This is a genomic window from Pedococcus soli, assembly GCF_054782575.1.
This window is the reverse complement of record NZ_BAAGSF010000004.1, coordinates 398048-422916: the sequence shown is the minus strand read 5'-3', so window position 1 is coordinate 422916 and position 24869 is coordinate 398048. Positions and strand designations below refer to the sequence as shown.

General features: G+C 71.8%; 26 protein-coding genes. 17 read left to right on the top strand and 9 right to left on the bottom strand.

The window, feature by feature from the left end:
* The first annotated feature begins 3 nt into the window (after positions 1-3).
* From ACYVKF_RS08005 to ACYVKF_RS07995, 3 genes are read left to right on the top strand one after another with little or no spacing between them, the layout of a single operon-like run.
* Complete coding sequence (locus ACYVKF_RS08005; protein ID WP_056920266.1) at positions 4-534, top strand: SRPBCC family protein; 531 nt, start codon at positions 4-6, stop codon at positions 532-534.
* A gap of 26 nt (positions 535-560) precedes the next feature.
* The gene (recR, locus tag ACYVKF_RS08000) at positions 561-1160 is read left to right on the top strand and encodes a recombination mediator RecR (RefSeq protein ID WP_056915811.1); all 600 of its coding nucleotides are present in this window, start codon (positions 561-563) and stop codon (positions 1158-1160) included.
* On the top strand, positions 1153-1704 hold the full coding sequence (locus tag ACYVKF_RS07995) for a DUF5063 domain-containing protein (RefSeq protein WP_460966065.1): 552 nt from the start codon (positions 1153-1155) through the stop codon (positions 1702-1704). Before recR ends, ACYVKF_RS07995 begins: the two co-directional genes overlap by 8 nt.
* A 9-nt stretch (positions 1705-1713) precedes the next feature.
* Here the strand turns inward: ACYVKF_RS07995 and ACYVKF_RS07990 are convergent, their stop codons facing one another.
* Positions 1714-2850 carry an ABC transporter permease gene (locus ACYVKF_RS07990; protein ID WP_056915809.1) on the bottom strand — a complete coding sequence of 379 codons (1137 nt, stop codon included), beginning with the start codon at positions 2848-2850 and terminating at the stop codon, positions 1714-1716.
* Entirely contained in the window at positions 2847-3761 is a 915-nt protein-coding gene (locus ACYVKF_RS07985) for an ABC transporter ATP-binding protein (protein WP_056915808.1), read from the bottom strand. The genes ACYVKF_RS07990 and ACYVKF_RS07985 overlap by 4 nt, the downstream gene beginning before the upstream one ends.
* Before the next feature lie 181 nt (positions 3762-3942).
* Between ACYVKF_RS07985 and ACYVKF_RS07980 the strand changes: the two genes are divergently transcribed.
* A complete protein-coding gene (locus tag ACYVKF_RS07980; RefSeq protein ID WP_056915807.1) occupies positions 3943-5226 on the top strand; it encodes an aspartate kinase in 1284 nt (427 codons plus the stop codon).
* A complete protein-coding gene (locus ACYVKF_RS07975; RefSeq protein ID WP_056915806.1) occupies positions 5223-6311 on the top strand; it encodes an aspartate-semialdehyde dehydrogenase in 1089 nt (362 codons plus the stop codon). Before ACYVKF_RS07980 ends, ACYVKF_RS07975 begins: the two co-directional genes overlap by 4 nt.
* Before the next feature lie 34 nt (positions 6312-6345).
* Here ACYVKF_RS07975 and ACYVKF_RS07970 read toward each other — a convergent pair whose 3' ends face one another.
* A complete protein-coding gene (locus ACYVKF_RS07970) occupies positions 6346-6840 on the bottom strand; it encodes a hypothetical protein (protein WP_460966061.1) in 495 nt (164 codons plus the stop codon).
* A gap of 131 nt (positions 6841-6971) precedes the next feature.
* Between ACYVKF_RS07970 and ACYVKF_RS07965 the strand changes: the two genes are divergently transcribed.
* Positions 6972-7832, top strand: a complete 861-nt coding sequence (locus ACYVKF_RS07965) for a LytR C-terminal domain-containing protein (protein WP_460966059.1) — start codon at positions 6972-6974, stop codon at positions 7830-7832.
* Positions 7833-7925: 93 nt separating this feature from the next.
* Positions 7926-8915 carry a M15 family metallopeptidase gene (locus ACYVKF_RS07960; RefSeq protein WP_460966057.1) on the top strand — a complete coding sequence of 330 codons (990 nt, stop codon included), beginning with the start codon at positions 7926-7928 and terminating at the stop codon, positions 8913-8915.
* Here the strand turns inward: ACYVKF_RS07960 and ACYVKF_RS07955 are convergent.
* Positions 8848-9267, bottom strand: coding sequence for a hypothetical protein (locus tag ACYVKF_RS07955; protein WP_460966055.1), 420 nt, complete (start codon positions 9265-9267; stop codon positions 8848-8850). The genes ACYVKF_RS07960 and ACYVKF_RS07955 overlap by 68 nt on opposite strands.
* 1 nt (position 9268) lies before the next feature.
* Between ACYVKF_RS07955 and ACYVKF_RS07950 the strand changes: the two genes are divergently transcribed.
* From ACYVKF_RS07950 to ACYVKF_RS07935, 4 genes are all read left to right on the top strand, one after another.
* Positions 9269-9814 (top strand): L,D-transpeptidase family protein, encoded by a 546-nt coding sequence (locus tag ACYVKF_RS07950; RefSeq protein WP_056920270.1) that lies wholly within the window; start codon positions 9269-9271, stop codon positions 9812-9814.
* A gap of 43 nt (positions 9815-9857) precedes the next feature.
* Positions 9858-11057 (top strand): pyrophosphate--fructose-6-phosphate 1-phosphotransferase, encoded by a 1200-nt coding sequence (locus tag ACYVKF_RS07945; RefSeq protein ID WP_460966052.1) that lies wholly within the window; start codon positions 9858-9860, stop codon positions 11055-11057.
* Between the two features lie 198 nt (positions 11058-11255).
* On the top strand, positions 11256-12566 hold the full coding sequence (locus tag ACYVKF_RS07940; protein WP_460966050.1) for an HNH endonuclease signature motif containing protein: 1311 nt from the start codon (positions 11256-11258) through the stop codon (positions 12564-12566).
* An 83-nt stretch (positions 12567-12649) separates the two neighbouring features.
* The gene (locus ACYVKF_RS07935; RefSeq protein ID WP_460966048.1) at positions 12650-14350 is read left to right on the top strand and encodes an AMP-binding protein; all 1701 of its coding nucleotides are present in this window, start codon (positions 12650-12652) and stop codon (positions 14348-14350) included.
* Between the two features lie 60 nt (positions 14351-14410).
* Here the strand turns inward: ACYVKF_RS07935 and ACYVKF_RS07930 are convergent, their stop codons facing one another.
* From ACYVKF_RS07930 to ACYVKF_RS07920, 3 genes are read right to left on the bottom strand one after another with little or no spacing between them, the layout of a single operon-like run.
* Positions 14411-15352 (bottom strand): hypothetical protein, encoded by a 942-nt coding sequence (locus ACYVKF_RS07930; RefSeq protein ID WP_460966046.1) that lies wholly within the window; start codon positions 15350-15352, stop codon positions 14411-14413.
* An 11-nt stretch (positions 15353-15363) separates the two neighbouring features.
* Positions 15364-15927, bottom strand: a complete 564-nt coding sequence (locus tag ACYVKF_RS07925; RefSeq protein WP_460966044.1) for an RNA polymerase sigma factor — start codon at positions 15925-15927, stop codon at positions 15364-15366.
* A gap of 59 nt (positions 15928-15986) precedes the next feature.
* On the bottom strand, positions 15987-16592 hold the full coding sequence (locus ACYVKF_RS07920) for a hypothetical protein (protein WP_460966042.1): 606 nt from the start codon (positions 16590-16592) through the stop codon (positions 15987-15989).
* Between the two features lie 222 nt (positions 16593-16814).
* On the opposite strand from ACYVKF_RS07920, the gene ACYVKF_RS07915 reads away from it, so the two are divergent.
* From ACYVKF_RS07915 to ACYVKF_RS07890, 6 genes are all read left to right on the top strand, one after another.
* Complete coding sequence (locus ACYVKF_RS07915) at positions 16815-17366, top strand: excalibur calcium-binding domain-containing protein (protein ID WP_460966040.1); 552 nt, start codon at positions 16815-16817, stop codon at positions 17364-17366.
* A gap of 209 nt (positions 17367-17575) precedes the next feature.
* Complete coding sequence (locus ACYVKF_RS07910; RefSeq protein ID WP_056915794.1) at positions 17576-18817, top strand: hypothetical protein; 1242 nt, start codon at positions 17576-17578, stop codon at positions 18815-18817.
* Positions 18817-19275: a hypothetical protein gene (locus ACYVKF_RS07905; RefSeq protein ID WP_460966038.1), complete on the top strand. Its 459-nt coding sequence runs from the start codon at positions 18817-18819 to the stop codon at positions 19273-19275. Before ACYVKF_RS07910 ends, ACYVKF_RS07905 begins: the two co-directional genes overlap by 1 nt.
* A gap of 14 nt (positions 19276-19289) precedes the next feature.
* Positions 19290-20033 (top strand): hypothetical protein, encoded by a 744-nt coding sequence (locus tag ACYVKF_RS07900; RefSeq protein WP_460966036.1) that lies wholly within the window; start codon positions 19290-19292, stop codon positions 20031-20033.
* Entirely contained in the window at positions 20030-21022 is a 993-nt protein-coding gene (locus ACYVKF_RS07895; RefSeq protein WP_460966034.1) for a hypothetical protein, read from the top strand. The genes ACYVKF_RS07900 and ACYVKF_RS07895 overlap by 4 nt, the downstream gene beginning before the upstream one ends.
* Positions 21015-21752 carry a hypothetical protein gene (locus ACYVKF_RS07890; RefSeq protein ID WP_460966032.1) on the top strand — a complete coding sequence of 246 codons (738 nt, stop codon included), beginning with the start codon at positions 21015-21017 and terminating at the stop codon, positions 21750-21752. Before ACYVKF_RS07895 ends, ACYVKF_RS07890 begins: the two co-directional genes overlap by 8 nt.
* On the opposite strand, the gene ACYVKF_RS07885 is transcribed toward ACYVKF_RS07890, so the two are convergent.
* Together ACYVKF_RS07885 and ACYVKF_RS07880 are read right to left on the bottom strand one after the other, a co-directional pair.
* Positions 21700-22833: an NAD-dependent epimerase/dehydratase family protein gene (locus tag ACYVKF_RS07885; RefSeq protein ID WP_460966030.1), complete on the bottom strand. Its 1134-nt coding sequence runs from the start codon at positions 22831-22833 to the stop codon at positions 21700-21702. The genes ACYVKF_RS07890 and ACYVKF_RS07885 overlap by 53 nt on opposite strands.
* A complete protein-coding gene (locus tag ACYVKF_RS07880) occupies positions 22830-24812 on the bottom strand; it encodes a hypothetical protein (protein ID WP_460966028.1) in 1983 nt (660 codons plus the stop codon). Before ACYVKF_RS07880 ends, ACYVKF_RS07885 begins: the two co-directional genes overlap by 4 nt.
* Positions 24813-24869: the final 57 nt, after the last annotated feature.

Genomic DNA, 24869 nt, shown 5'->3' with positions numbered 1-24869 from the left:
ACCGTGCTCACCCGACCCACTCCCGCCGAACGCAGCGCCACCCTCCCCGGTGACGAGCTGGTCGACGCGGACGTGGTCATGGACCGCGCCTTCAGCCTCCCCGCACCACCCGAGGCGGTCTGGCCGTGGCTGGTGCAGCTCGGCAAGCGCCGTGCCGGGTGGTACTTCCCGGCCCTGCTCGAACGCGCCATCCCGCCGGCCAGGCGAGGCCTGCGACACCTCGACGCACAGCACCTCGACCTCGCCGAGGGCGACGTGATCCCCGACTGGGGTGGGCGCGACGCGACGTTCACCGTGGCCTCGATCGACCCGCCCCACCACCTGCTGCACACCTCCACCCGCGGCCGCACCCACCTGACGTGGTGCCTGCGGCTGACCGCCGAGGGGAAGGGTGGCAGTCGCCTGCACCTGCGGCTGCGGATGGCCCCGGTCAAGCACCCGGTCCTGGCTGCCCGGCTGGGCGGCCTGGTCGACCAGCTCACGGTGATGGGTCTGGCCGGTGGGCTCCGCGAGCGCGTCCGGTCCGGTGGCTGACACCCGCAGGGCATAGGCTCACGGATGTGTACGAAGGTGTGGTCCAGGACCTGATCGACGAGCTCGGCCGGCTTCCCGGCGTGGGCCCCAAGAGTGCTCAGCGGATCGCCTTCCACCTGCTGCAGTCCGACGCCGTCGACGTGACGCGCCTGGTCGACTCGATCACCGAGGTCAAGGCCCGGGTGCGGTTCTGTGCGACCTGCGGCAACGTCGCGGAGGGCGAGCAGTGCAGGATCTGCGCCGACCCCCGCCGCGACGGGACCGCGATCTGCGTCGTCGAGGAGCCCAAGGACGTCGTCGCCGTCGAACGCACCCGCGAGTTCCGCGGCCGGTACCACGTGCTCGGGGGCGCGATCAGCCCGATCGAGGGCGTCGGTCCCGACGACCTGCGCATCAAGGAGCTGATGACCCGCCTCGCGTCCGGCGAGGTCACCGAGGTCATCATCGCCACCGACCCCAACCTCGAGGGCGAGGCGACCGCGAGCTACCTCGCGCGGTTCCTGCGCCCCATGGGCCTGAAGGTCACCCGCCTCGCCTCGGGCCTGCCCGTGGGTGGCGACCTGGAGTATGCCGACGAGGTCACCCTCGGTCGGGCGTTCGAAGGAAGGCGGTTGCTCGATGTCTGACGACCTGCGGATGCTGGCCGACGAGTCGGCCAACGACGCCAGGCACTACCTCGCGACGGTGACCGAGGTCGCCTCGGGCGCGGCACCCGACGCGGCGATCCCCATGACGCTGCTCGCGCTGTCGCAGGCGCTGGTCATGGGCACGCGCCTCGCCGCGATCCAGGACATCGTCCCGGCCGAGCGCTTCGAGGCCGACACGACCGACCCCGAGCTCGACCCGCTGCGCACCGGGTTCGCCAACCTCTTCGAGGGCCTCGACGAGTACGCGGACCTCGTCGACCCGGTCACCTCGGCCGAGCTGACCACGGGGTCGTTGTCCAACGACATCACCGTCGTCGCCGGGGCGCTCGCCCACGGGCTGCGCCACCACGACGAGGGCCGGCTGTCCGAGGCGCTCTGGTGGTGGCAGTTCAGCTACCTGTCCGACTGGGGTGAGCGGGCGGCCGCCGCCCTGCGCGTGCTGCAGTCCCTGCTCGGCCACATCCGGCTCGATGCCGACGAGGAGACCATCTCCGAAGCCGAGTTCGACGCGCTGCACCCCTGAGGCCGCAGCTCAGGCGATGCGGGTGCCGTTCGGCAGCCGTCGGATCGGCGTCCGGAGACGGCGCCCGGCGACCACGGCCGCACCGCTGCCGGCGACCAGCAGGAACGCGAGCCCGTACGGCCATACGGGGGCCGTCTTCAGCGCGTTCTCCGACGGGTCGGTGAATCCGGTGTCCCCGGTGTTGGTGAGCATCGCGCACTCGTCGGTGGCCTGGGCGCTGGGCCCGTTGCGCGCCGATCGGGCACCGAGGCTGATCCACCGCAGCGGGGTGAAGCCGGAGGAGTACTGGTCGCCGCGCTTGCGGGGCTCCGAGGGCGCCGCGTCGGCGACGACGACGAAGGGGTTGAGCGGCAGCATCCACCAGATCCGCTCGGTGTGGGCCAGGGTCACGGTGCGGGTGAAGGTCGTGCAGTCCGCCGGGGTCGGTTGCCCCGCCTTGTTCAGCTGGTCGATCTGTTCCGGCGTCAGGGTGGGGTCGGCCGGGTCGACCGCCGGCGGCTGGTGCGTCTCGTACCAGTTGTCGGGGATCCCGAACACCTGGATCTTCTCCTCGCCGGTGACGAGGAAGGCCGACAGGGCGAAGCCGATGGTCGTGCCGAACACCAGGGCGCCCATCGTCAGGTAGGTCAGGACGGCCGAGGCGATGGGACGCGCGGTGAGGGTCGAGAACATCAGGCCCAGGGCGCAGACCACGGCGAGCACGAGCATGAGCACGACGACGGACAGGGCGATCTTGTCGCCGCGGACCCCACCCTCGAACCACGCCCACGCCATGAACGGCATCGCCGTGACGAGGAAGGTCATCGAGATGACCCAGGCCGCCACGAGCTTCCCCATGACGATGTCCCAGTGCGTGAGCAGGGTCGTCTGCAGGGTGGCCAGCACGCCGTGCTCACGGTCGCCGTTGACGGACGTGGCCGTCAACGAGGGCACGATGAGCATGGCCAGGCCGAGCACGAAGAAGATGACGATGTCGTACATCGACTCGCCCGACCGCAGGTCGGCGTCGTTCGTCGCCCAGTAGGACAGGAACGCCACGAGCGCGATGATCGCGACCCACACGGCCAGCACGATCGGCCACTTCGACGTGCGGACCCGTTGCCGCAGCTCGAGGGTGGCGACCGTCATCATCCCGTCCCAGCTCATCGCCGGTCCTCCGTCGCTGCGAGGTAGGCGGTCTCGAGGGCTCCCTGGCTGGGGGCGAACGTCGTGACCCGGATGCCGTCACGCACCACGTCGGCGAGCAGCCGGGCCGCGTTCTCCTCGCCGGACACCTCCACCTCGGTGAGGCCGCCGCCGACGCGGCGGGCCGGGACGTGGTGGTCGGCGAGCCAGTCCGTGAGCCGGGACAGGTCGAGGGAGTCGATGCGCCACGAGGCGGTGCCGGTCGACACGAAGTCGTCGTCGAGCCGCTGGGTCTGCAGGCTCCGGCCCCGGGCGACGATGACCGCCCGGTCGGCGACCTCCTGGAGCTCGGTGAGGATGTGGCTCGACACGAGCACCGTCTTGCCCTGCGCCGCCAGGGCGCGCAGGACGTCGCGCAGCTCGATCCGGCTGCGGGGGTCCAGACCGGAGGCGGGCTCGTCGAGCAGCAGCACGCTCGGGTCGTTGATCAGCGCGCGGGCCAGTCCGAGGCGCTGCTTCTGACCCCGGGACAGGACCCGCGCGCGCCGGTCGCCGAGGTCCTCGAGGTGCACCGTCGCGAGCAGCTCCTGGGTGCGGGCGCGGGCCCGGTCCGGGGGGATCCGGTATGCCGCGGCGACGGTGTGCAGGACCTCCCTCACCGTGAGCGCGTCCCAGGTGCCGAACCCGTCGGGCATCCAGCCGATGCGCGCGCGCACCTCGGTGGGTTGCGTGACCGGGTCGAGCCCGTCGATGCGGATCGCGCCCTGGTCGGGGACGAGCAGCGTCGCGAGCATGAGCAGCAGCGTCGTCTTGCCGGAGCCGTTGGGGCCGATCAGCGCGGTGACCTCGCCCGGTGCGGCGGTGAGGCTGATGCTGTCGACCGCGAGGACGTCGCCGAACGCGCGGCGGACCCCCTGAACCTCGATGGTCATGGTTGACCGTATCCCTCCGCCGGTGCCGGTGACCGCCGTTTGACGGTGACGCGCCCGCGGGCGTTCCCGTCCGGCATACGGTTGCCGGGTCCCACGATGAGGACGGTCGATAGACTCGGCGCTCCGCGCGTGAACCCCACGCGAGAACCTGCACCGTCGTCTGGTCCCCAGGAGTTCCACCGTGCCGATCGTCGTCCAGAAATACGGCGGCTCATCGCTGGCTGACGCCGCCAGCATCAAGCGGGTCGCCCGCAGGATCGCCGAGGCCAAGAAGGCCGGCAACGACGTCTGCGTCGCCGTCTCGGCGATGGGTGACAGCACCGACGAGCTGCTCGACCTCGCCAACGAGGTCAGCCCGCAGCCGCCGCCGCGCGAGATGGACATGCTGCTCACCGCCGGCGAACGCATCTCGATGGCCCTGGTGGCCATGGCCATCGCCGACCTCGGGTACACCGTGCGGTCCTTCACCGGCAGCCAGGCCGGGGTCATCACCGACTCCACGCACGGCAAGGCCCGCATCATCGACGTGACCCCGGGCCGCGTGACCGACGCCCTCGAGAAGGGCCACATCGTCATCGTCGCGGGGTTCCAGGGCGTCAGCCAGGACACCAAGGAGATCACCACCCTCGGCCGGGGTGGCACCGACACCACGGCCGTCGCGCTCGCCGCCGCGCTGGGCGCCGACGTGTGCGAGATCTACACCGATGTCGACGGTGTCTTCACCGCCGACCCGCGCATCGTGCCGGCGGCCCGCAAGATCGACCGGATCTCCAACGAGGAGATGCTCGAGCTCGCCGCGTCCGGCTCCAAGGTGCTCCACCTGCGCAGCGTCGAGTACGCCCGCCGGTTCGGCATCCCGATCCACGTCCGCAGCTCCTTCTCAGCGAAGGAGGGCACCATCGTCACGGACGCCCCAGCCCCCACCACCCCCGCAGGAGACACCGTGGAAGCCCCCATCATCGCCGGTGTCGCCCACGACCGGAGCGAAGCCAAGATCACGGTCGTCGGCGTCCCCGACCACCCCGGCAAGGCCGCCGAGATCTTTCAGACCTGCGCCAACGCCGAGATCAACATCGACATGATCGTCCAGAACGTGTCCGCGACGGACACGGGCCTGACCGACATCTCGTTCACCTGCCCCAAGACCGACGGCCAGACCGGGGTGCAGGCGCTGAAGAAGGTGCAGGAGTCGGTCGGCTTCAGCTCGATCCAGTACGACGACCAGATCGGCAAGCTGTCGCTCGTCGGCGCCGGGATGCGCTCGCACCCCGGGGTCTCGGCCACGTTCTTCCGGGCGCTGGCCGACACCGGGGTCAACATCGAGATGATCTCCACCTCCGAGATCCGGATCTCCGTGGTGACCCGGGCCGACCTGCTCGACGACGCCGTCCGCGCCGTCCACACGGCCTTCGGCCTGGACTCCGCCGACGGGGAAGCCGTCGTCTACGGAGGCTCCGGACGGTGACCTCCCTCGCCTCCAAGGCTCCCCGCCCGACCCTCGCCCTGGTCGGTGCCACCGGAGCCGTGGGGCGGGTCACGCAGCAGGTGCTCGCGATGCGGGCCGACATCTGGGGCGAGATCCGTGCCGCGGCCGCACCCGAGGACGCCGGCACCGAGCTGGTCGTCTGCGGGCGCGAGGTCGTCGTCCAGGAGCTCACGCCCGAGTTCTTCGACGGCGTCGACATCGCGCTGGTCGACCTGCCGTCGCCCGTCGCGGCCCACTGGGCGCCGATCGCGGCAGCCAGGGGCGTGGTCGTCATCGACAACAGCTCCGCGCTGCGCGGCGACCCCGACATCCCCCTCGTGGTGCCCGAGGTCAACCCGCACCAGGTGCGCAACCGCCCCAAGGGCATCCTGGCCAACCCGGGTGCCACGACGTTGACGATGATCGACGCCCTCGGCGTGCTGCACGCCGGGTGGGAGCTCACCGAGCTCGTCGTCGCCACCTACCAGGCGGCCTCGGGTGCCGGACGAGCCGGTATGGCGCGCCTGTACGACGAGATCGAGGTCGTGGCCGGGCACCGCGAGCTGGGCCACGCGCCCGGGGACGTGCGGCGGCTCATCGAGTTCGAGCTCGGGACGGACTCGCCGTTCCCGGCCCCGCTCGCCATGAACGTGCTGCCGTGGATCGGCGTCGCCGCCGAGGACGGCTGGACCTCCGAGGAGCTGAAGATCCGCAACGAGACCCGCAAGGTGCTGGGCCTGCCCGACCTGCGGGTCTCCGCGACCTGCGTGCGGGTCCCGGTGATCTCCACGCACTCGGTGGCGGTGCACGCGACCTTCGCGCGTCCCATCGACGTCGACGAGGCACGGCAGGCCCTGGTCGAGGCGCCGGCCGTCGTCGTGCTCGACGACCCGGACACGTTCGAGTTCCCCACCCCCAACGACACGGTGGGGTCGGACCCGCGGTTCGCCGGCCGGCTCCGTCAGGCGCTGGACTTCCCCAACACCCTCGACTTCTTCATCTGCGGCGACAACCTCCGCAAGGGTGGGGCGCTCAACATGGTGCAGGTCGCAGAGCTCGTCGCCAAGGACCTCGCGGTCGTCTGAGGTCCTCTCGTCCGGGGTCTGCGGTCGCGCGGACTCAGTCCTCCAGTGCAGCCTTGAGCTCGTCCTTGGCGACGGTGATCCTCAGGTGTCCCGAGGCGGGGAGCTCCAGGGCGACGCACCCTCGCAGGACGTCGACCTGAGGGGTCTCGAGGAGCAGGCAGATGGTCCGGCGACCCGTCGTCGTCAGCGTAAACTCGCCCTTGTCGTCGATCGTCACCAGTGAGCCGCCGGCGCGCGTGACGTCGTCATGTCGCACCCGGCCACCGAGGTAGGCAAGCTCTGCCTCCGGAGGGGTGTCGATCCCTGCCGCGCCGAGGAAGTCGCGCAGCCCGCCGTCGTCGAGCACGGCCAGCCTGCCCCCATCGAGGGGCGTGCCGGCCTTGCCCGCGGCGGCTGCCGAGACGACCGTCCCCTGGAGGGTGTCCGGTCCGCCGCACGCCCCGACGGTGAGCAGCAGGACCGCGCCCGCGGCCAGACCGGGGGCCAGTCGGCCGCGCAGGGCGGTCAGCGAGGTCGGGGGGAAGGTCATGGGGCGACATCCTCGCACCGGGATCGTCACGGCTCGGTGACGAAAGCCGTCGTGAGCGTGTCGCTTGACATGTGACTGGTGTGACTGGTGTGAACATTGTGAAAAGTCGGAGCAGGAGCCAGGGGGTAGGGATGAAGGACGAGGACCGCACACCGACGCAGGTGTGGCGCAACCACCGGCTGCGCCAGATCATGCTGTTCGTGACCATCCCGGGTGTGCTGCTCGGGACGGCGAGCATGACCGCGGCCTACTCCAGCGGCTGGATGACCCCGGCGCCGCCGAAGCCGGTCTGCCAGCCGACCGTCGTCCCCGCACCGGCGCGTGGCTCGTTCACCGTCAACGTCATGAACGCCACCGGAGTGGACGGGACCGCGGCCAAGGTCGCCACCGGCCTGACCAAGCGCGCCTTCAAGGTCGGGGGGATCAGCAACGCCCCCGAGTCCTGGTACGTCACCCAGCCGGCGGTGGTCCACCACGGCCCGGCCGGCCTGGACCAGGCCCTCCTCACCGCCGCGCAGATCCCCGGCGCCAAGCTCTTCGAGGACGTCCGCAAGGGCACGTCCGTCGACGTCGTCGTGGGCATCGGCTACAAGGACCTCGTGCCCATGCCCGAGCGGCTCAAGCCGATCCCGTCCGAGGTCTCGGTCAACGTCTACAACACCACCTACAAGACGGGCCTGGCCAAGGTCGTGGCCGACCAGGTCAAGGCCCGCGGCTTCAAGGTCAAGGACGTCTCCAACGACCCGTTGCAGACCATGCAGCTCGGGACCGCCGTGATCCGCTACGGCGAGGACGGCGACCTCGCGGCAGCCCTGCTCAAGCAGCATGTGCCCGGGGCCGAGCTGCTCAAGATCGACCGCAAGGGCACCCGTCTCGACCTCGTCATCGGCAACGCCTACACCGCGCTCACCCCCGAGGCGGACGTGCCGCCGCTGCCCGCGCGACCCAGGTCCGAGGTGCCCACGGTCGCCCGTCCCTGCAAGGACGGCTGACCGCACGCCCACCGCGACACCACGGTCCGTCCTGCCGCCGCAGGGCGGACCGTGCTTGTCCGGGCGGGACGAAACGGGCACAGTGGTGCCCCGATGAGCTCCCCCCGCCGGTATGCCGTGTCCTTCCTCGCGCTGTCCCTCGCCCTGACCGTCGCACTGACCGCGGGGTGTGGGAACGATCCGTCGCCGAGGGCCTCGGGTGCGGTCCGCGCCACGACGCCGACCTCGACCGCCGTGCCGACCACGTCCGCTCCGACCACGTCTGCTCCCACCACGTCCGCGAGCACCGCCGCGACGACGACGAGCAGCACGACCACGGCGAGGCGCACGACCTCGACGCCGGTTCGCAAGGCGACCACGCGGCATACCCCGTCGTCGACGTCGACGCCGGTGAGGGCCCCAAAGCCGGTCACGGCGCTGGGGCCGGTGCCGCGGGCAGGGGCCGAGCCCTCGGTGCGGTTCCCGCGCAACGAGCCTGCCGTGGGTTCAGGGGCCAACGCGTCGGTCGGCGCCATCCCCGACGCCGCCTGGGCCAAGATGGTCGGCTACTCGTGGACGGCGGGGTGCCCGGTCGGGCGCAGCCAGCTGCGATGGGTGCGGGTCAACTTCTGGGGGTTCGACGGCAAGCGCTCGCGCGGGTCGATCGTCGTGAACGCCTCGATCGCGGACGAGGCGGCAGCGGCATTCGCCCGGCTGTACGAGCTGCAGTTCCGCATCCGGCAGATGAAGCCGATGGACTCGAGCTGGGGCCACAACCCCAAGGGGCCCGGGGCCGACGACTACGCCGCGATGGAGGCCGACAACACCTCGGCGTTCAACTGCCGCTACGTCGGGGGCGAGGAGGCCAGCAAGGTGTACAGCAAGCACGCGTACGGCACGGCCATCGACGTGAACGACTTCGAGAACCCGTACGTCGCGGACGACGGGACGGTGTACCCGGACCGGTACTTCCTCACCCGTCGCGGCCCGGCTCCGGGGGTCTTCTCCTCGAGCGGGAGTGCCGCGGTCCGGGCGTTCACCTCGCAGGGCCTGCGCTGGGGTGGGCTGTGGAGCAACCCCGACTACCAGCACTTCGACCGATGAAGCGCCCCCGCGCCTCGCTCCCTGCCGTGGCCGCGCCCGTGGTCCTCGGGCTGATGACGCTGACCGCCTGCGGCGACGACCGGCCGTCGACCACGGGGCCGACGACGGGCGCCGCGACCACGACATCGGCGACCTCCTCCTCCAGCACGGCGTCCACCACCACGGTGACTCCCACGCGCACCACCACGACCAGGGCGACCCCCACGCGGACCAGCGCCACGACGCGCAGGGCCACGCCCACCCCGATCCGCACCACGACCCGGTCCACGCCCGCGACCAGGCCCACCCCCGCGAGGACGACGCCGACGTCGAAGCCGAAGCCGAAGCCGTCGCCGGCCACGGCGACGTGCACGGTGCCCTCGGGTGTCCGAGCTGCCCAGGTCGTGCTCGTCGACTCCTCGGGGTCGTCGGCGACGGTGCGTGCCTGTCGCAGGTCCGGGGGCAGGTACCTGCTCGACCTCGGCCCCTACCAGGGGCACGTCGGACGCAACGGCGTCAGCTGGTCCAAGCGCGAGGGCGACCTGAGGACGCCGGCGGGGACGTACCCGCTCCGCGGCGGGTTCGGCGTCCGGGCCGACCCGGGGCTCGTGCAGGGGTGGTTCCGGGTCGACGCGAACGACGTCTGGGTCGACGACAGCGCCTCGTCCCTCTACAACACCCACCAGCGCAAGCCCGTCAACGGCCGCTGGAACTCGGCGGAGAACCTCCTCAACACCCCCGCCTACAACTACGCCCAGGTGATCGGCTACAACGAATCGCGCACTGCTGGCAAGGGTTCGGCGATCTTCTTCCACGTGGACACCGGGCGCGGAACCGCCGGCTGCGTCTCGCTCCCGACGGACGCCCTGCTCGCCGTGCTGCGGTGGGAACGGTCCGGCGCCGTGATGTCCATCCGCTGAGGCCGCTCTGGTCGTCCCCACGGCGACACGGCAGAGTGGGGCCATGCCTGTGAAGACCGTCGCCATGCTCACCGCCGGGGGCCTCGCGCCCTGCCTGTCGTCCGCCGTCGGCGGCCTGATCGAGCGGTACACCGAGGTCGCCCCTGATGTGCGGATCCTCGCCTACCGCAACGGATATGCCGGGTTGCTCACCGGTGACTCGGTGGAGGTCACCGAGGACGTGCGCGCGAGCGCCCACCGGCTGCACGCGTTCGGCGGCAGCCCGATCGGCAACAGCCGGGTCAAGCTCACCAACGTCGCCGACTGCGTCAAGCGGGGCCTCGTCCAAGAGGGGCAGGACCCGTTGCACGTGGCGGCCGAGCAGCTGAGCCGCGACGGTGTCGACGTCCTGCACACGATCGGCGGCGACGACACCAACGGCACCGCAGCCGACCTCGCGGCCTACCTGCACTCGAACGGCTACGAGCTCACCGTGGTGGGCCTGCCCAAGACGATCGACAACGACGTCGTGCCGATCCGCCAGTCCCTCGGCGCCTGGACGGCCGCCGAGCAGGGGGCGGTCTACGCGCGCAACATCATCGCCGAGCACTCCTCCAACCCCCGCATGCTCATCGTCCACGAGGTCATGGGCCGCAACTGCGGGTGGCTCACCGCAGCCACGGCGCTCGAGCACCACCGCTGGGTCCAGGGGTCGCAGTTCGCGGGCTGGCTCGAGAACTCGCCCGAGCGGTGGGACGTCCACGCAGTCTTCGTCCCCGAGCGCCCGTTCGACATCGCCGAGGAGGCCAAGCGGCTGCGGGCGGTCATGGACGAGTCCGACGGCGTGAACCTGTTCATCTCCGAGGGTGCCGGCCTCGCCGAGATCGTCGCCTCCCTCGAGGAGTCCGGGGCCGAGGTCCCGCGCGACCCGTTCGGGCACGTGCAGATCGACAAGATCAACCCTGGTCAGTGGTTCGCCAAGCAGTTCGCCGAGCTGCTCGGGGCGGACAAGGTGCTCGTGCAGAAGAGCGGGTACTTCTCACGCTCGGCCGCTGCCAACGACGCCGACCTCGCCCTCATCCGCCAGTGCACGGACTTCGCCGTCGATGCCGCCCTGCGGGGCGACTCCGGCGTCGTCGGGCAGGACGAGGAGCGGGGTGACGAGCTGCGGGCCATCGAGTTCGACCGGATCAAGGGTGGCAAGGCGTTCGACGCGTCGCAGTCCTGGTTCACCGGCTTGCTCGCGGACCTCGGCCAGGCGTAGGAGCTCCACCCGCTCTCTGTCTGGCCCCTGTCCACAGAGGTGGGCTGCGGGAGGTTGCCGTCCACAGGCGCGTCCGTTCCGGTTGACATCGTCGTGCCTGGTATGGCGCGAAATGTGTTGCAGTGCAACGTCTTTCATTGGTGCTTGGGTCGAGTCGTTGTCGGTGGTCGCCGCTAGTGTCGTGGCATGGATCAAGGGTTGACGTTGGAGCAGCGCCGTGAGCGTCTGGCGGCTGCCCGGGTGGCGTTGGCTGGTCTGGGGGACTGGTTGTGGCAGGCCGGTGGGGGTGTGGTTGGTGGTGTTGGCGGGTTGGCTGAGCTGTTGGGTGAGGTCGATGGGTTGGGTTCTGCGTGTGATGCGGCCAGGGTTGCGGTGGTGGGTGAGGCGATCGAGCGTGGTGAGCCCGGTAGCGGGCCGGAGGCGTTGAGTGTGGTGTCGTGGGTGCGTCGTCATGCGCCGTCGACGCGGGCGGGTGGTGCGCGGGCGGTGGTGGAGGTGGCTGCGGCGTTCGGCAAGGCGGTCAATGCGCCGGTGAGGGCTGCGGTGCAGGCGGGGGTGTTGCCGGTGCGGTCGGCGGCGGTGGTGGTGGCCGAGGCCGATCGACTGCGTCCGGTGCTGGTAGAGGGTGCTGAGCCGCATGTCCTCGATGGTCTGGTCGCGATGGCGGTCGAGCACGGTCCGCGGGGGTGTCGGATGCTGCGTCCGGCGTTGTTGGCCAGGTATGGCCGGGATGGGCAGCTGCAGTCCGAGCAGGACGTGGCGCGGCGGTTCGTGGCGTTGTCGCAGCCGGTGGAGGACGGGACCGGGGTCGCGGAGTACCGGCTGGTGCTGGACACCGAGGGCAGGGCGGTGCTGGAGGCGGCGCTCGGTCCGTTGTCCGCACCCAGGCCGGTGGACGGTGAGCGGGACCTGCGGACCTCGGACCGGCGCCGGGGTGAGGCGTTGGTGGCGTTGGTACGCCGCGCTGTCGCAGCGGGTGAGGGGGTGGGTCCGAACGCGAAGACGCAGCTGGTGGTGACGATGGACTGGGCTGCTCTGGCCAGTGGTGTGCGTGGGGCGGGGGTGAGGGTCGGTGGTCCGGACGCGGGGGTGTTGGTCGCCCCGGAGACGGTGCGCCGGTTGGCGTGTGAGGCGTCGGTGTTGCCGGTGGTGTTGGGGTCGGGTGGTGAGGTGGTGGACCAGGGCCGGGTGGTGCGGTTGTTCACCACGGCTCAGGTGCGCCGGTTGTGGTTGCGGGACGGGGGTTGTTCGTTCCCGGGGTGTTCGATGCCGCCGCAGTGGACTGATGCGCATCATCTGGTGCACTGGGCCGACTTCGGGGTCACGGACCTGGGTAACGCGGCGTTGCTGTGCGAACGGCACCACACGATCGTTCACTCCCGACGCCTGGCGGGTGAGGTGGTCCTCGACCCCGATGGCGGTGGCGGTGGCGAACGGGTGCAGTGGGACCTGACGTTGGGCAGCTATGACCAGCTCCTGGCTCGCCGGGCTGCGCAGGAACCAGCGTGACCCCGCCCCACACCCCGCCAGGGACGGTGGGGTGGTCGCCGTGCCCTTGCGGTGCCTGCGGTCCCGTAGGAGGGTCAGGTGCCATGGCCACCACACCCGCGACCGCGGCATACCGATCGGCACGTGACCAGCTCGTCAGCCTCTCCGGGCAGCACGAGCGGGCCCTAGCAGAATTCCGCTGGCCGGACGTGGGTGAGACGTTCAACTGGGCGGTCGAGTGGTTCGACGCGGTGGCGCGAGGGAACGAGCGGCTGGCCCTGTGGGTCGTGGAGGAGGATGGTTCCGAGCAGCGGATCACCTACGACGAGATGGCGACCCGCTCGGACCAGGTGGCGGTGTGGTTGTCCGGGCTCGGGGTCTCCAAGGGCGACCACGTGCTCCTCATGCTCGGCAACCAGGTCGAGCTCTGGGAGACGATGCTGGCCGTCGCCAAGCTGGGTGCCGTCATCATGCCGACCACCGCGGCGCTGGGGCCGGCCGACCTGCGTGACCGCGTCGACCGTGGCGGGGCGCGGGTGGTGGTCGCCAACCTCGCCGACACCGCGAAGTTCGAGGAGGTGCCCGGGGACTACCTGCGTGTCGCCGTGGGTGGTGGCGACGGCTGGCACGACTACGCGGACTCCCATGCCGCGCAAGGACATCCGTTCGAGACAGTCACGGCTGCGACCGATCCGCTGCTCGTCTACTTCACGTCCGGGACGACCAGCAAGCCCAAGCTCGTCGAGCACACGCAGGTCTCCTACCCCGTCGGCCACCTGTCCACCATGTACTGGATCGGCGGCCGTCCCGGCGACGTGCACCTCGCGATCAGCTCGCCGGGCTGGGCCAAGCACGCCTGGTCGTGCTTCTTCGCCCCCTGGATCGCCGAGGCGACGATCTTCGTCTACAACTACGCGCGGTTCGACGCGGCGTCGCTGCTCGACCAGATCCGCCGGGCCGGGGTGACGACGTTCTGTGCGCCGCCGACGGTGTGGCGCATGCTGATCCAGGCCGACCTCGGTGGCGGGAGCGGGGCGCTGCGCGAGCTGCTGGCCGCGGGGGAGCCGCTCAACCCCGAGGTCATCAGCCAGGTCGAGAAGGCCTGGGGCCTGACCATCCGGGACGGGTACGGACAGACGGAGACGACCCTGCAGATCGGCAACATCGCGGGGGAACCCCTCAAGCCGGGTTCGATGGGCCGGCCGATGCCCGGGGTGCCGGTGGCGCTCGTCGATCCCCTGACGGGGGTGGAGGGCGAGGAGGGCGAGATCGTCCTCGACCTGTCCAAGCACCCCGTCAACCTCATGACCGGCTACCTCGGCGACGCGCAACGCCAGGCCGACGCGATGGCTGACGGCTGGTACCACACCGGCGACGTCGCCTCCCGGGACGCGGACGGCTACATCACCTACATCGGCCGCACCGACGACGTCTTCAAGGCCAGCGACTACAAGATCTCCCCCTTCGAGCTGGAGAGCGTCCTCATCGAACACCCTGCCGTGGCGGAGGCGGCAGTGGTGCCCGCCCCCGACCCCACGCGGCTCGCCGTCCCCAAGGCGTATGTCGCGCTGGCGGCCGGGTGGGATCCGGACGCCGAGACGGCCAAGGCGATCCTCGGCTACGCGCGTGAGCACCTCGCGCCATACCTGCGGGTTCGCCGGGTGGAGTTCTTCGAGCTGCCCAAGACCATCTCGGGCAAGATCCGCCGCGTGGAGCTGCGCGACCGGGAGCAGCGCGCGTTCGACGGTGGACGGTCGCTGTCCGAGGAGTTCCGGGACGACCAGTTCCCCGAGCTCAAGGGCTGAGCCGCCCACCGATGATGGACGTGCCGCGCGGGGACGGGTCGCCGGTCGATCGCCCGACCGTCACGGACTGGTGAGGGGCGCTCCCTGCGCCACGTCGGACCCACGGTCGCCATCGTCCGAACCGCCGGAGCCGCTGCCCGAACCGCTGCGTCCGGAGCCGTCGTCCGACGAGGTGTCGTTCCCTTCGCCCGAGTCGTCATCACCCCCGTGGGTGCTGGTCCCGGTGCTCTCGTCGGTGTCGTCACCGTGCGATGCGGAGCTCGCGTCGTCGTCGGGCGACTCCGAGGTCCGGGGGACCGAGGAGGCCTGGTCGTCGTCCCCATCACCGTGCTCGCCGTCCCGGCCCTGCTCGTGCTGGCTCTCGTCGCCGTGGCGACCTGTGGTGGCCGCTGCTGCACCGTGGGAGCTCGCGTCGCGAGGAGTCGTCGCGGAGTCGCCTGCATGGTCGTCGGCGTGGTCGTCGGTGGGCTTGTCGGCACCGACGCCGGCGAGGCCACCGGTGGCCGCGGGCATCGGGGGGACGACCGGGAGCCTGCTCGGCGTCGTGCCGGCAGGGTGCGGGCTCCCGGGATGCACGACCACGGCGGGGGGCAGGGTGGGTGACGCCGGGGCCCGTTCGGCCCGGAAGCCACCGATCGCCGCGGCCGCGGTGGCCGTCACCAACAGGATGCCGGCGACTGCTGTCGTCCCCGTGGCGAGGTGACGAGCATGCCCCTGACGGCGACGGCCGAGCTCGTCAGCGGGCCGCGGCACCGCGGATCCTCCGCCGGACGCGCCGGATGTGCCGGACGTGCCGGACGCGCCGGATGTGCCGGACGCGCCGGACGTCAGCAGGACGGCGAGCTCGCCGACGGGCTCGGGAGCGGGGTCCTGGCCAAGGACCCGCAGCGCGTCGAGGGCAGCATCCAGTGCTGCGTCGCCCGTGGGCAGGTCCCCGCAGAGGATGCCCTCGGCTGTGCGCTCGTCGAGGGAGTCGTCACCGGGCTGGGATGGGAGTGTCATGTCGTCAGGTGTCATCGTCGATCCGTTCCCGGGGTTACGCCCAGGTCGTGTGCGGTGGCTCGCAGGGCCAGCAGGCCGCGGCGCTGGAGCTGTTTGACCGATCCCACGGAACGGCCGAGGGTCGTGGCCGTCTCCTCGAGACTGAGGCCGGCGACGACGCGCAACAGCACGACGTCGCGTTGTCCCTGGTTGAGGCCCTCCATGAGGGCCAGTGCCTGCTGCGTGCCCAGGGTGCGCACCGCAACGGTCTCTGCCGAGTCGCTGGTCCGCTGGTCCGTCTCGGGCTCGTACGGCACGCTGCCCGGCTGCCGTTGCCGGGCCCTCAGCTCGTCGACGACACGGGCGTGAGCCAGGGAGAACGTGAAGGTCCGCAGCCCGGCCGCACCACCGGTGAGGTCGGGCAGCCGGTGGAACAGGGTGAGGAAGACGTCCTGCGTCAGGCCTTCGGGATCGCTGGACCCGTGCGACCGCAGGTACCCCGAAACCCGGGGCGCCAGCGCCTCGTAGATCGAGCGCAGCGCCCCGGGTTCGCCGTCTGTCGCCGCGGCGACCAGCTCGTCGGTGACGGGGTGCACGGGTTCAGGGTCCCAGCGTCCGACCCGCCGTGTGCAGTCCCGGGATCAGTGGTCCCCGGTCAGTCGTCACCGCCGTGGTCGCCGCCGTGGTCGCCGCCGTGGTCACCGTGGTCACCGTGGTCACCGTCGTCACCCTGGTCGTCTCCCTCGTCGTCGTGCGTGGTGGTCGTGGAGCTGGCCGTGGGTGTCGTGGTGTGGGTGGCATCGTGGCCGTGGTCGTCACCTTGGTCGTCACCCTGGTCCTCGCCCTGGTCCTCGCCCTGGTCGTCGGCGTCCTCGCCGTTGTCGTCGCCGTTGTCGTCACCGGTCTCGGTGGCCGTGGCGGTGTGCGAGTGGCCGCTGTGCGAGTGGTCACCGTGCGTGGCCTCCGAGGTGGCAGACGTCTCGGTGGGCTCGGAGGTCTCGGTCTCGGTCTCGGTCGGCTCCGTCGTCTCGGACTCCGTGGGCTCGGAGGTCTCGGACGTCTCGGTCTCGGTGGGCTCGGTCGTCTCGGACTCCGTGGGCTCTGCCGTGTCGTCGGAGGACGTGGTGGCGGACACCGCCGGTCGGGCGTGCGAGACGGGACTGGTGGCGGCCTGGGCGGCGCTGAAGCCGATGGCGCCGAGGACGGCGGCGGCTGCGCCGGCACCGAGGACCTTGCGCCGGATGGGAAGCGTGCGGGCCATGTCAGGTTCCTTGCTGCTCGGGGGGACTGGTTCCTTCCACCGTGGTGATCGACCGTCGTGGACCCGGGGTTACGCCAGATGACGTAGTTGACCAAGTCTTTAACCGACCCGACGCGGGTGGATGCGACCACGCGCTGGTCCGGAAGGACCTGTTGCCGCGAAAGCCGGCGTGAAGGTGACAATCGGCGCGTACTGTCCCCACCAATTCACCTGGGGGAAAACATGCGCAACACCTGGACGATCAAGACAGGTCTGGCCGTCATGGTCATCGCGATGACGGCTGCATGCGGCGGGGCCGACACGGTCGAGCTGTCGGCCGACGCTCAACCGCTCGCCGCCCAGGCTGCGACGCCGTCGACACGTTCCTCGGCCACCGCCGACCCTGCCGCGGCAGCCAAGGCCGTCGCGGCCGCCCAGGCCAAGGCGCTGGCCACCGCCAAGGCCAAGGCCGAGTCGGCTGCCAAGGCCAAGGCCAAGGCTGCCGCGGCGGCGAAGGCGAAGGCGACAGCGGTCGCGCAGGCAAAGGCGAGAGCGCTTGCTGCGGCGAAGTCCAAGGCCGAGGCAGCGGCGAGGGCCAAGGCGAAGGAGGTGGCTGCGGCGAAGGCCAGAGCGGCCGCCGATGCTGCCGCGGCGGCAAGTGCTGCGCAGGCCAACGTCTACTACGCCAACTGCGACGCGGTTCGGGCCGCCGGTGCAGACCCCATCTCGGTGGGCGACCCCGGCTACTCCCGCAAGCTCGACCGCGACGGTGACGGTGTGGGCTGCGAGAACTGACCTCCCGTCGTAGGGCGGCGTGGTCGGGAGAGTCGCACACTCGTCATACCGGCACAAAGCACAACGGATCGGGCGCGAATTCGCTTGCGGGTGAATGGGATTGGCCATGATCGTTTGCTGTGGGGCCCTATCGGTGCGCTGGGGGCGCCGCTACCGTGAGTTCTGGTGGCCGGTGGGGTCACCGGGTGGTGCAGCAGGCCGGGGAACCTATGCGGACGTACCCATACGCATTTCACGTCGCCCTCGACGGCAACGGGCTGAACGGGCTCGAGGGCCGGGCCGGCGTCTGCCTCTTCCACTACGACCCCGTCACGGGCGACCACGCCTACAAGGTCACGTACTTCGCCGGTGCCTCTGGCGGGCACGCACCCAACGTGGACCCGACCCGTCGGATCGGCTTCCTGGGCAACACCGGTCAGCACCTGTTGTTCTACGACCTCGCGACGCTCGAGGAGGCCGACCGCGTCTCCACCCTGCGGTTCGAGGTTCCTGACACGACGATCAAGGGAAGCACCCACCTGGTATGGCTCGACGACACCCAGTTCGTCACCTCGATCGGTGAGCACCTGTGGAAGTTCGACGTCAACCGGCTCACCAAGGCCGAGCAGCTCGCGCCGCACAGCCTGAAGATCCCGCACGCCATGAAGCGCACGGCATCCGGCCGGTACATCGTCTACGGGGGGATGGACCACCCCACGCGCGGCGAGGCGCGAGAGGTGGGCATCCTCGACACCGTCACCGGTGACGTCAGGCGGATCGAGCTGCCGACGACCTGCTGGCACGTCGTGTGCCATCCCGTCCTCGACGTCTTCTACGCGATCTCCTTCAGGGTCAACCCTGCTGACCGCTCGGACTGGGAGCACTGGGGCATGGCCTGGCTGCGCCAGTACGCGTTCGAGATCGACGCGGAGGAGGGGCGGGTCGTGCGGCACTGGGCTGCCGACCGTGACCTGCCGGCCCACATCAACTCCGACGTGACGATCTCGGACTCCGAGCTCATCTTCTGCACCGGTGGCAGCCACACGGTGGTGTTCGTCGACCTGCTGACCCTCAGTCAGCACCGCCTCATCGACGAGCACCCCGGTGCGCTGGAGAGCCTGGCGCTCACGAGGCAGTCGGCCAGCTCGATGGCCGAGTCCTTCATGCGGGGCAACGTGTTCGGCAACGCCCACCTGTATGCCGAGTCGCTGCGGGTGAGTCGCGGCGCCCTGGTGGACGGCATCTACGCCTGCCAGCTCTCGGCCGACCAGACGCTGCTGTTCACGGCCAACCGTGGTCAGAACCACATCACCGTCTACGACTACCCGTCCCTCGAGGTGCGGGACCGGATCGTCATGCCCGAGCTGCAGGAGTTCGACCCGGGGCTCGCGCCGTGGGGTGACCCCCGGCTGGGGTTCCACCACTCCTACCTCGTCAGTCCCGAGACCTCCAGCCCGGCAGGAGCACCCTGATGGCCGACTACACGATCGACACCACCGTCTTCGGCGGGAACACCTTCACCTCCGACGTGACGGCGGACGTGAACTCGACGCTCGCCGGTCTCGACGACATGAAGCTGACCCTGGCCGGCGGGACGACGAACACCAACAACGGCGAGAACACCGTGCACACGGACTCGGCGATCACCCTGGCACCGGTCACGACGACGTCGACGGTGAACACGACCTCGCGGCTCGACTCCGCGTCGAGCGTGGACACCACCGCCTCGGTTGACCTCAAGCCGGTGGCCGTCGACACCTGTGTCCGGCTCGAGCTCGGCCCCCCGCCTGCGACCGAGGTGTGCGTGCCGTACGACCAGCAGTGGAGCTGGTCGGTCCTCGGCCTCGAGCTGTTCGCGATCACCGTGCGCGGCAGCACCACGGCCCACATCCGGCCCGAGCACCACGGACCCGTCGTCATCGACCTCTGAGCCAGGACGCCACCGTGCCGACCACCCGCCGCAAGACCGCTGCCCCGAAGCCGGGCGCCGCCCGCGCCGCCGCGAAACCGGACGCCGCCCGCGCCGCGCGCGCCGCCCGCGCTGCCACGACGGCCACGGCGGCTGCGACCGTGGAGGACGGCATCGTCCTGACCGGGCCCCCCGGGCAGCTGCGGGCCACCGTGTCGGTCGAGAACGCGGTGGACCAGCGTCTCGCCATCCGTGGGCTCGCGCTCCACCGGGAGGGGCATGACCCTGTCGTGGGTTCCGCGGCCGCGGTCATCGCCCCCGGGGCCACGGCCGAGGTGCCGTTGTCGGTACGGCTCGACCCCGGCACCCCGCCGGGGGACCACCGGGCGGAGGTGGAGGTCGGCGGCCTGCGCCGGCAGGTCGTCCTTCGGGTCGAACCCACCGTGGCACTGAGGGTGAGCCCGCGCCGGGTCCTGGCGACCGAGGGCACGCAGGAGCTGACCCTCACCGTCGGCAACGACGGCAACGTCGAGGTGCCGCTCGCCGCGCTGCAACGTGCGCGGACCGACGACGGTGGACCCGATCCCGGCCCTGACATCGACCTCGCCCTCCTCGAACCGGTCGTGGTCCAGCCCGGCACGACGGTGCGGGTCGCCGCGCACGTCATCGTGCCCAAGGGGCTCGACCCCACTCGTCGGCACACTGCCCGCGTCCCCGTCGGCACTGCCGACCTCGACGTCGTCGTCCTTCCCCGCACTGCATCGGAGAGACCGTCATGAGCACCACCGCACCCGAGTACCTCGCCACCCTGCGCGACGGCGTCACCGAGGCCGTGCAGCAGTGGGTCGACCAGTCGACGACCGCCTGGGACCAGTGGGCGCGGGCCTGGGCGCCCGCGGGGGGTATGGCGCCCTGGCTCACCCCCGCCCCCGCGGCGCCACCCGGTCCGCACCGGGGCCGGCACCACGACCACGGAGGTCGGTGCACCGAGGGCTGCGGCTGCGGCGAGCACGGGCACGGGGGAGCGGGCCGCGGTCGCCCCCACGGCTGCGGCTGCGGTGAGCACGGTGAGGGGTCCCGGGGCTGCGGCTGTGGTGAGCGCGCAGAAGGCGGCCGGGGCCGCCGTCACTCTCATGGCCGTGGTTGTGGCTGCGGTTGCGACGAACACCGCGAGGGGTCGCAGGGCTGCGGCTGCGACGACCCGTGCCGCTGCTGCGTGCCGGACGCCGACGTCATCGTCCACGCCCGGATCGGGGAGATGCGGGTCGTGCCGTTCCACCTGCGCAATCCGTGGCGGCGTGAGCGCCCCGTGTCGCTCGAGGTCGGCCCGTGGCACTCCTGCGACGGCGAGGACCTCGCCATCCGGGCGGTGCTCGAGGAGGAGTCGATCGTGCTGGCCGGGTGCGAGGACCGGGTCGTCCGCCTCCTCGTGGCCGTCCGCCCGGGGACCAAGGACGACCCCGGCACGAAGGACGACGGCACGAAGACCGACGCAGGCACCCAGGACCCTGCCGCGCCGACCAGTGCCACGAACGCCGACGAGGCGCTCAAGGCGCGGCAGGCGAGGCTCGACGCCCTGCGCAACAGCGGACAGGGCCGCGACATCGGTGACGTGCAGGGATGTGCCACGGCGTACGCCGACGTGCGGTTCGAAGGCTGCGCGCGCCCCCAGCGGGTGGCCGTGGTCGTCCTTCCAGCGGCCTGCGACGCGGTCGACGTGGGCTGTGACTGTGGATGCTGCTGCCAGGAGAGGTGGACCCATGAGTGAACGAACCGGTGGGGCCGACGAGACCCTGGCCCGCATCACGGAGCTGGCGCGGGCGGCCCTGCAGGCCCAGTCGTCGTTGGCCAGGCAGTCGATCGACCTCGGTCGGGCGACCCTGTCCGGCGAGGTCGACCGGACGGCGACCGGCCGGGCGTACGTCGACGCCGTCACGAGGGAGAGCGCCCGGTACTGGCGGGAGGTCGGAGCCCTCGGGCTCGACTACGCCGGTGAGCTGCTGGCCCTGGGCAGTCGGGCGGCGGGACGGGTGATCAGCGAGTCGACGACGGCCGGCGCGGGGTCGCGCGGGAGCCGCGCCCGGCCGGGCCAACGGACCGCCCCGCCCCCGACCGCCACCGCGACCGGTGCGGCCGACGGGACCGGCGGGACCGGCGGGACCGGCGATGGTGCCCCTGCGGTCGTGCCCGTCCTCCTGCGTGCCGCCTCCGGGCAGGTGGCGCAGGCCTCGGTGACGGTCGTGAACCGCCATCCCCGACCACGGCGGATCGAGCTCGCCGCCAGCGAGCTGCGCGACTCCACCGGCACCGTGGTGGCGCTGGAGCTGCGCGTCGACCCGGAGCGCGTGACCATCGGTGCGGGCGAGGAGCACCACGTCCGCGTGGAGGCCGACCTCGACCCGGACCTGGTCCGTCCCGGACAGCGCTACACCGGCACGATCGAGGTCAGCGGCGGCGACGAGGCCACGCTGGAGGTGACCGTCGAGGTCGCGGACTGACGGCGTCGGCCTCGACGAGGGGTGCCGGGACGAGCTCGCGGGCGGCCCGCACCTCCGGGTGCAGGCGCAGCCCCTCCCTCGCCCACCGCGGCAGGTCGGGACTCACCGCCAACCACGCCAGGGACGAGGCCACGGCGGCGCGGGCCGGCCGCGCGGCATACCCGAGGTCGGTGGCCTTCGCGCTGGAGTACCAGTAGAACCGGCCGACCGTGGTGGCCTCGTCGCGGGTCGACAGCGGCGAGGCCCCGGTGAGCGACGCCCACCACTCGCTCGCAGCCGCCACCGCCCAGGCGTTCGGTGCATCGAGCTCGGCGAAAGGTCCCGGCAGGCCAGCGAGGTCGGACACCAACGTGTGCAGCGTGCGCCACGTGACGTCCTCGCCACCGAGCAGGTAGCGCTCGCCGGAGGTGCCGCGCTCGAGCAGCGCGACGTGCCCGGCACCCACGTCCCGCGCGTCGACCACGTTGCAGCCCCCGGGGAAGGTGCTCCGCGTGGGGTCGAGCAGGTAGCGCAGCACGATGGCGTTGCTCGGGGCGAGCCGCGCGAACGGACCCCCGAGGACCACCGTGGGCAGCGCCAGCACGACGGGTATGCCGTGTGCGGACGAGGCCTCGAGCGCCACCTCCTCCTGGGCGACCTTGCTGGCGTAGTAGGCGGGGGCGGGTTCGTCACCGAGGACGTCGTGCTCGGTGCGCGAACGGGCGGCGCCGGACGACCCACGGGTCACCGAGGAGGAGGTGACGACCGCTCTTCGCACCCGTGCGCGGGCCGCAGCGGCAAGGACGGACCGGGTGCCGTCGCCGTTGACCCGGCTGACCTCCTGTGCCCGGGCTGCACCGAACGCGTAGACGGCGGCGCAGTGGACGAGCCCGTCGCACCCCTCCAGCGCAGCGACCAGCGCCCCCTGGTCGGTGAGGTCCGCGGTCCTGCGGGGGACCGGGAGTCCTCCCACCAGCAGTGGTGCTCCCGGGTCGCCCGAACTCGGCCGGGTCACGGCCACCACGTCGTGCCCCGCGGCCCGTGCGGCCTCGACGACGCGGCCGCCGACGAGCCCGGTGGCCCCGGTGACCGCCACCCTCACCGGGAGCCCCGGACGTGGTGGAAGCCGTGCAGGTCGACGTCCGCGCTGTCGGGCCGGGCGGCCTCGGGTGCCCGGTCGTCCACCCAGGAGCGGGCAGCGCCGAGCAGCAGCTCCAGGGAGCGCGTGAGGAGGGGGTCGGTCGGTGACGTGGGAGGCCTGCCGATGCGGAACTCACGTCCCTCGAAACAGGCCTCCAGGTTGTCGAACGTGGTCGTGAAGAAGCGTCGGTAGGCCTCCTCGAGCAACGGCTCACGGAGCTCGGGCAGGGCCGCCAGGTCGATCCCGGCCCACGACGGTGGCAGGCTGAACAGCTGACGCCCACGCACTCGGACCAGCGTGCCGCGGGCGCTCCGGGAAAAGGTCAGGGAGCCGTCGTCGAAGACAGCAGAACCGTTGGGGCTGTGGAGAGTTCGCCAGGTGAGGCGGTGCTCCTCGGGGCCGCGCTCGACGAGCTCGACCTTGCAGACGTCGATGGGCTCCCCACCCCACAGGGCGAGGTAGTTGGGCTGCGGGAGGTAGAGGTTGCGCTCGGCCTGGCGGGTGGTGCCGGGCGCACCACCGGGCACCGTGACCCTCCTCCCGCCGAGGTAGTCGGCCATCAGGCTGATCCCGGCCGCCACGTCGACGCGGGCGACGAACGCGTCGAAGTCCGCCGGCAGGTCACGCGTGGTCTCGAAGACCGTCGCACCGTCGACCAGCCGCCAGCGCAGGGCGTCGTCGTCACCCGCTGGAGGCGTCATGGCTCCGACGAGGGCGTCGAACTCGGCAAAGAACTCGGGCAGCCCGTCGTAGGCACTGCCGTCGAGCGACCCGGGGTCGAACCCCAGGGGCACCACGCGTCGGGGCACCGCCGACTTGTCCAGCCCCGTCTGCCAGGCGCGGACCCCGTGGGCGGCCGCAGCGACCGCGTCGACCACCCCGGACAGGGCGAACGCCCCGACCCCGTCGGCGGCCGCCTCGACCAGCGGGGTGAGCACGGCGCGGACCACCGCCAGCACCGGGTCGGCGGGGGCGGCCCCGGGGTCCGGGCCGCCGATCGAGGCCGACAGGACCCGCTCGAGCTCCGGGTCGGCCGCCAGGCGGACCGCTGCCGCCCGAGCGGCCGGGTGCGGGCCGTGCGTGCCGGCGAACGGGACGACCGCCCCGCGGACCCCGGAACGGGTCGAGGGGCCACCGCGGCCGTCCCCGAACCCGTGGACCCGGCCGTCCCCGGGTCCTGTCCCGCGCCGGGCCAACGCGCCCGCGAACAACCGCGAGCTGCTGCGGTCCTGTCCCAGCAGCCCCGCGACCGCGCCGTCCACGGCCAGGACGTCGGTCCCCACGACGAGGGCGCCGGTGTCGAGCAGCCGGGGCAGGCGCCCGCCGTCCGGACCCACGGCGGCCTCGAGGGCGTCGACGACCACGAGCTGGGGCGGCACGAGGTCGAGCAGGTCGGCGACGACGTCGGCAGGAGCGGCCCCGGCCACCTCCTCGCCGGCACGCAGGAGCGGGTCGAGGGCGGCGGCATACCCGTCGAGCAGGTCGGTCACGGCGCGACCGAGGAGCACCCGGGTGCCGGCCCCCGCCCAGACGGTGGAGACCGCGCACCCGTGCAGGACGCTCGCAGGAGGCGCGAGGGTGTGGTCCCCGTCGATGGCCAGGTCCACCACGTCGTAGGGGTGTCCGCGCGGGGTGCGTCCTCCCAGGCCGGCCAGCCGGGCCAGCTCGACGACGGAGTCGTGGCCGCGGTCGCGGTCGTGGGCGCGCAGCCGGAAGCCGATGGTGACGTCACCGGCGCCGCGCTCGACGAGGAGGTCGACCAGCTCGTGGACCACGGCGGACGCCACCGGGGTCGGCTGCGAGAGGCGGGTCAGCACCACGGCGTGACCGCCCACGGCGGGGGAGACCTGCGCAACGGCGTCGGCCAGGGACGCCAGCCCGCCACCCGCGACCACCGTGCCGGCCACAGGGTTCCCGCTCGGCACACGTGCTGGTGCCACCCGACCATGAAAGCAGCGGACCCTCGCCAGCGGTAGGGGCCGGTGCGATAGTGGGCA

What these genes read in the sequence shown, in the direction of transcription:
- ACYVKF_RS07995 (WP_460966065.1), top strand. Translation starts at nt 1,153, where the DNA reads ATGTCTGACGACCTGCGGATGCTGGCCGACGAGTCGGCCAACGACGCC.
- ACYVKF_RS07990 (WP_056915809.1), bottom strand. Translation starts at nt 2,850, where the DNA reads ATGAGCTGGGACGGGATGATGACGGTCGCCACCCTCGAGCTGCGGCAA.
- ACYVKF_RS07985 (WP_056915808.1), bottom strand. Translation starts at nt 3,761, where the DNA reads ATGACCATCGAGGTTCAGGGGGTCCGCCGCGCGTTCGGCGACGTCCTC.
- ACYVKF_RS07970 (WP_460966061.1), bottom strand. Translation starts at nt 6,840, where the DNA reads ATGACCTTCCCCCCGACCTCGCTGACCGCCCTGCGCGGCCGACTGGCC.
- ACYVKF_RS07965 (WP_460966059.1), top strand. Translation starts at nt 6,972, where the DNA reads ATGAAGGACGAGGACCGCACACCGACGCAGGTGTGGCGCAACCACCGG.
- ACYVKF_RS07960 (WP_460966057.1), top strand. Translation starts at nt 7,926, where the DNA reads ATGAGCTCCCCCCGCCGGTATGCCGTGTCCTTCCTCGCGCTGTCCCTC.
- ACYVKF_RS07945 (WP_460966052.1), top strand. Translation starts at nt 9,858, where the DNA reads ATGCCTGTGAAGACCGTCGCCATGCTCACCGCCGGGGGCCTCGCGCCC.
- ACYVKF_RS07935 (WP_460966048.1), top strand. Translation starts at nt 12,650, where the DNA reads ATGGCCACCACACCCGCGACCGCGGCATACCGATCGGCACGTGACCAG.
- ACYVKF_RS07930 (WP_460966046.1), bottom strand. Translation starts at nt 15,352, where the DNA reads ATGACACTCCCATCCCAGCCCGGTGACGACTCCCTCGACGAGCGCACA.
- ACYVKF_RS07920 (WP_460966042.1), bottom strand. Translation starts at nt 16,592, where the DNA reads ATGGCCCGCACGCTTCCCATCCGGCGCAAGGTCCTCGGTGCCGGCGCA.
- ACYVKF_RS07915 (WP_460966040.1), top strand. Translation starts at nt 16,815, where the DNA reads ATGCGCAACACCTGGACGATCAAGACAGGTCTGGCCGTCATGGTCATC.
- ACYVKF_RS07910 (WP_056915794.1), top strand. Translation starts at nt 17,576, where the DNA reads ATGCGGACGTACCCATACGCATTTCACGTCGCCCTCGACGGCAACGGG.
- ACYVKF_RS07905 (WP_460966038.1), top strand. Translation starts at nt 18,817, where the DNA reads ATGGCCGACTACACGATCGACACCACCGTCTTCGGCGGGAACACCTTC.
- ACYVKF_RS07895 (WP_460966034.1), top strand. Translation starts at nt 20,030, where the DNA reads ATGAGCACCACCGCACCCGAGTACCTCGCCACCCTGCGCGACGGCGTC.
- ACYVKF_RS07890 (WP_460966032.1), top strand. Translation starts at nt 21,015, where the DNA reads ATGAGTGAACGAACCGGTGGGGCCGACGAGACCCTGGCCCGCATCACG.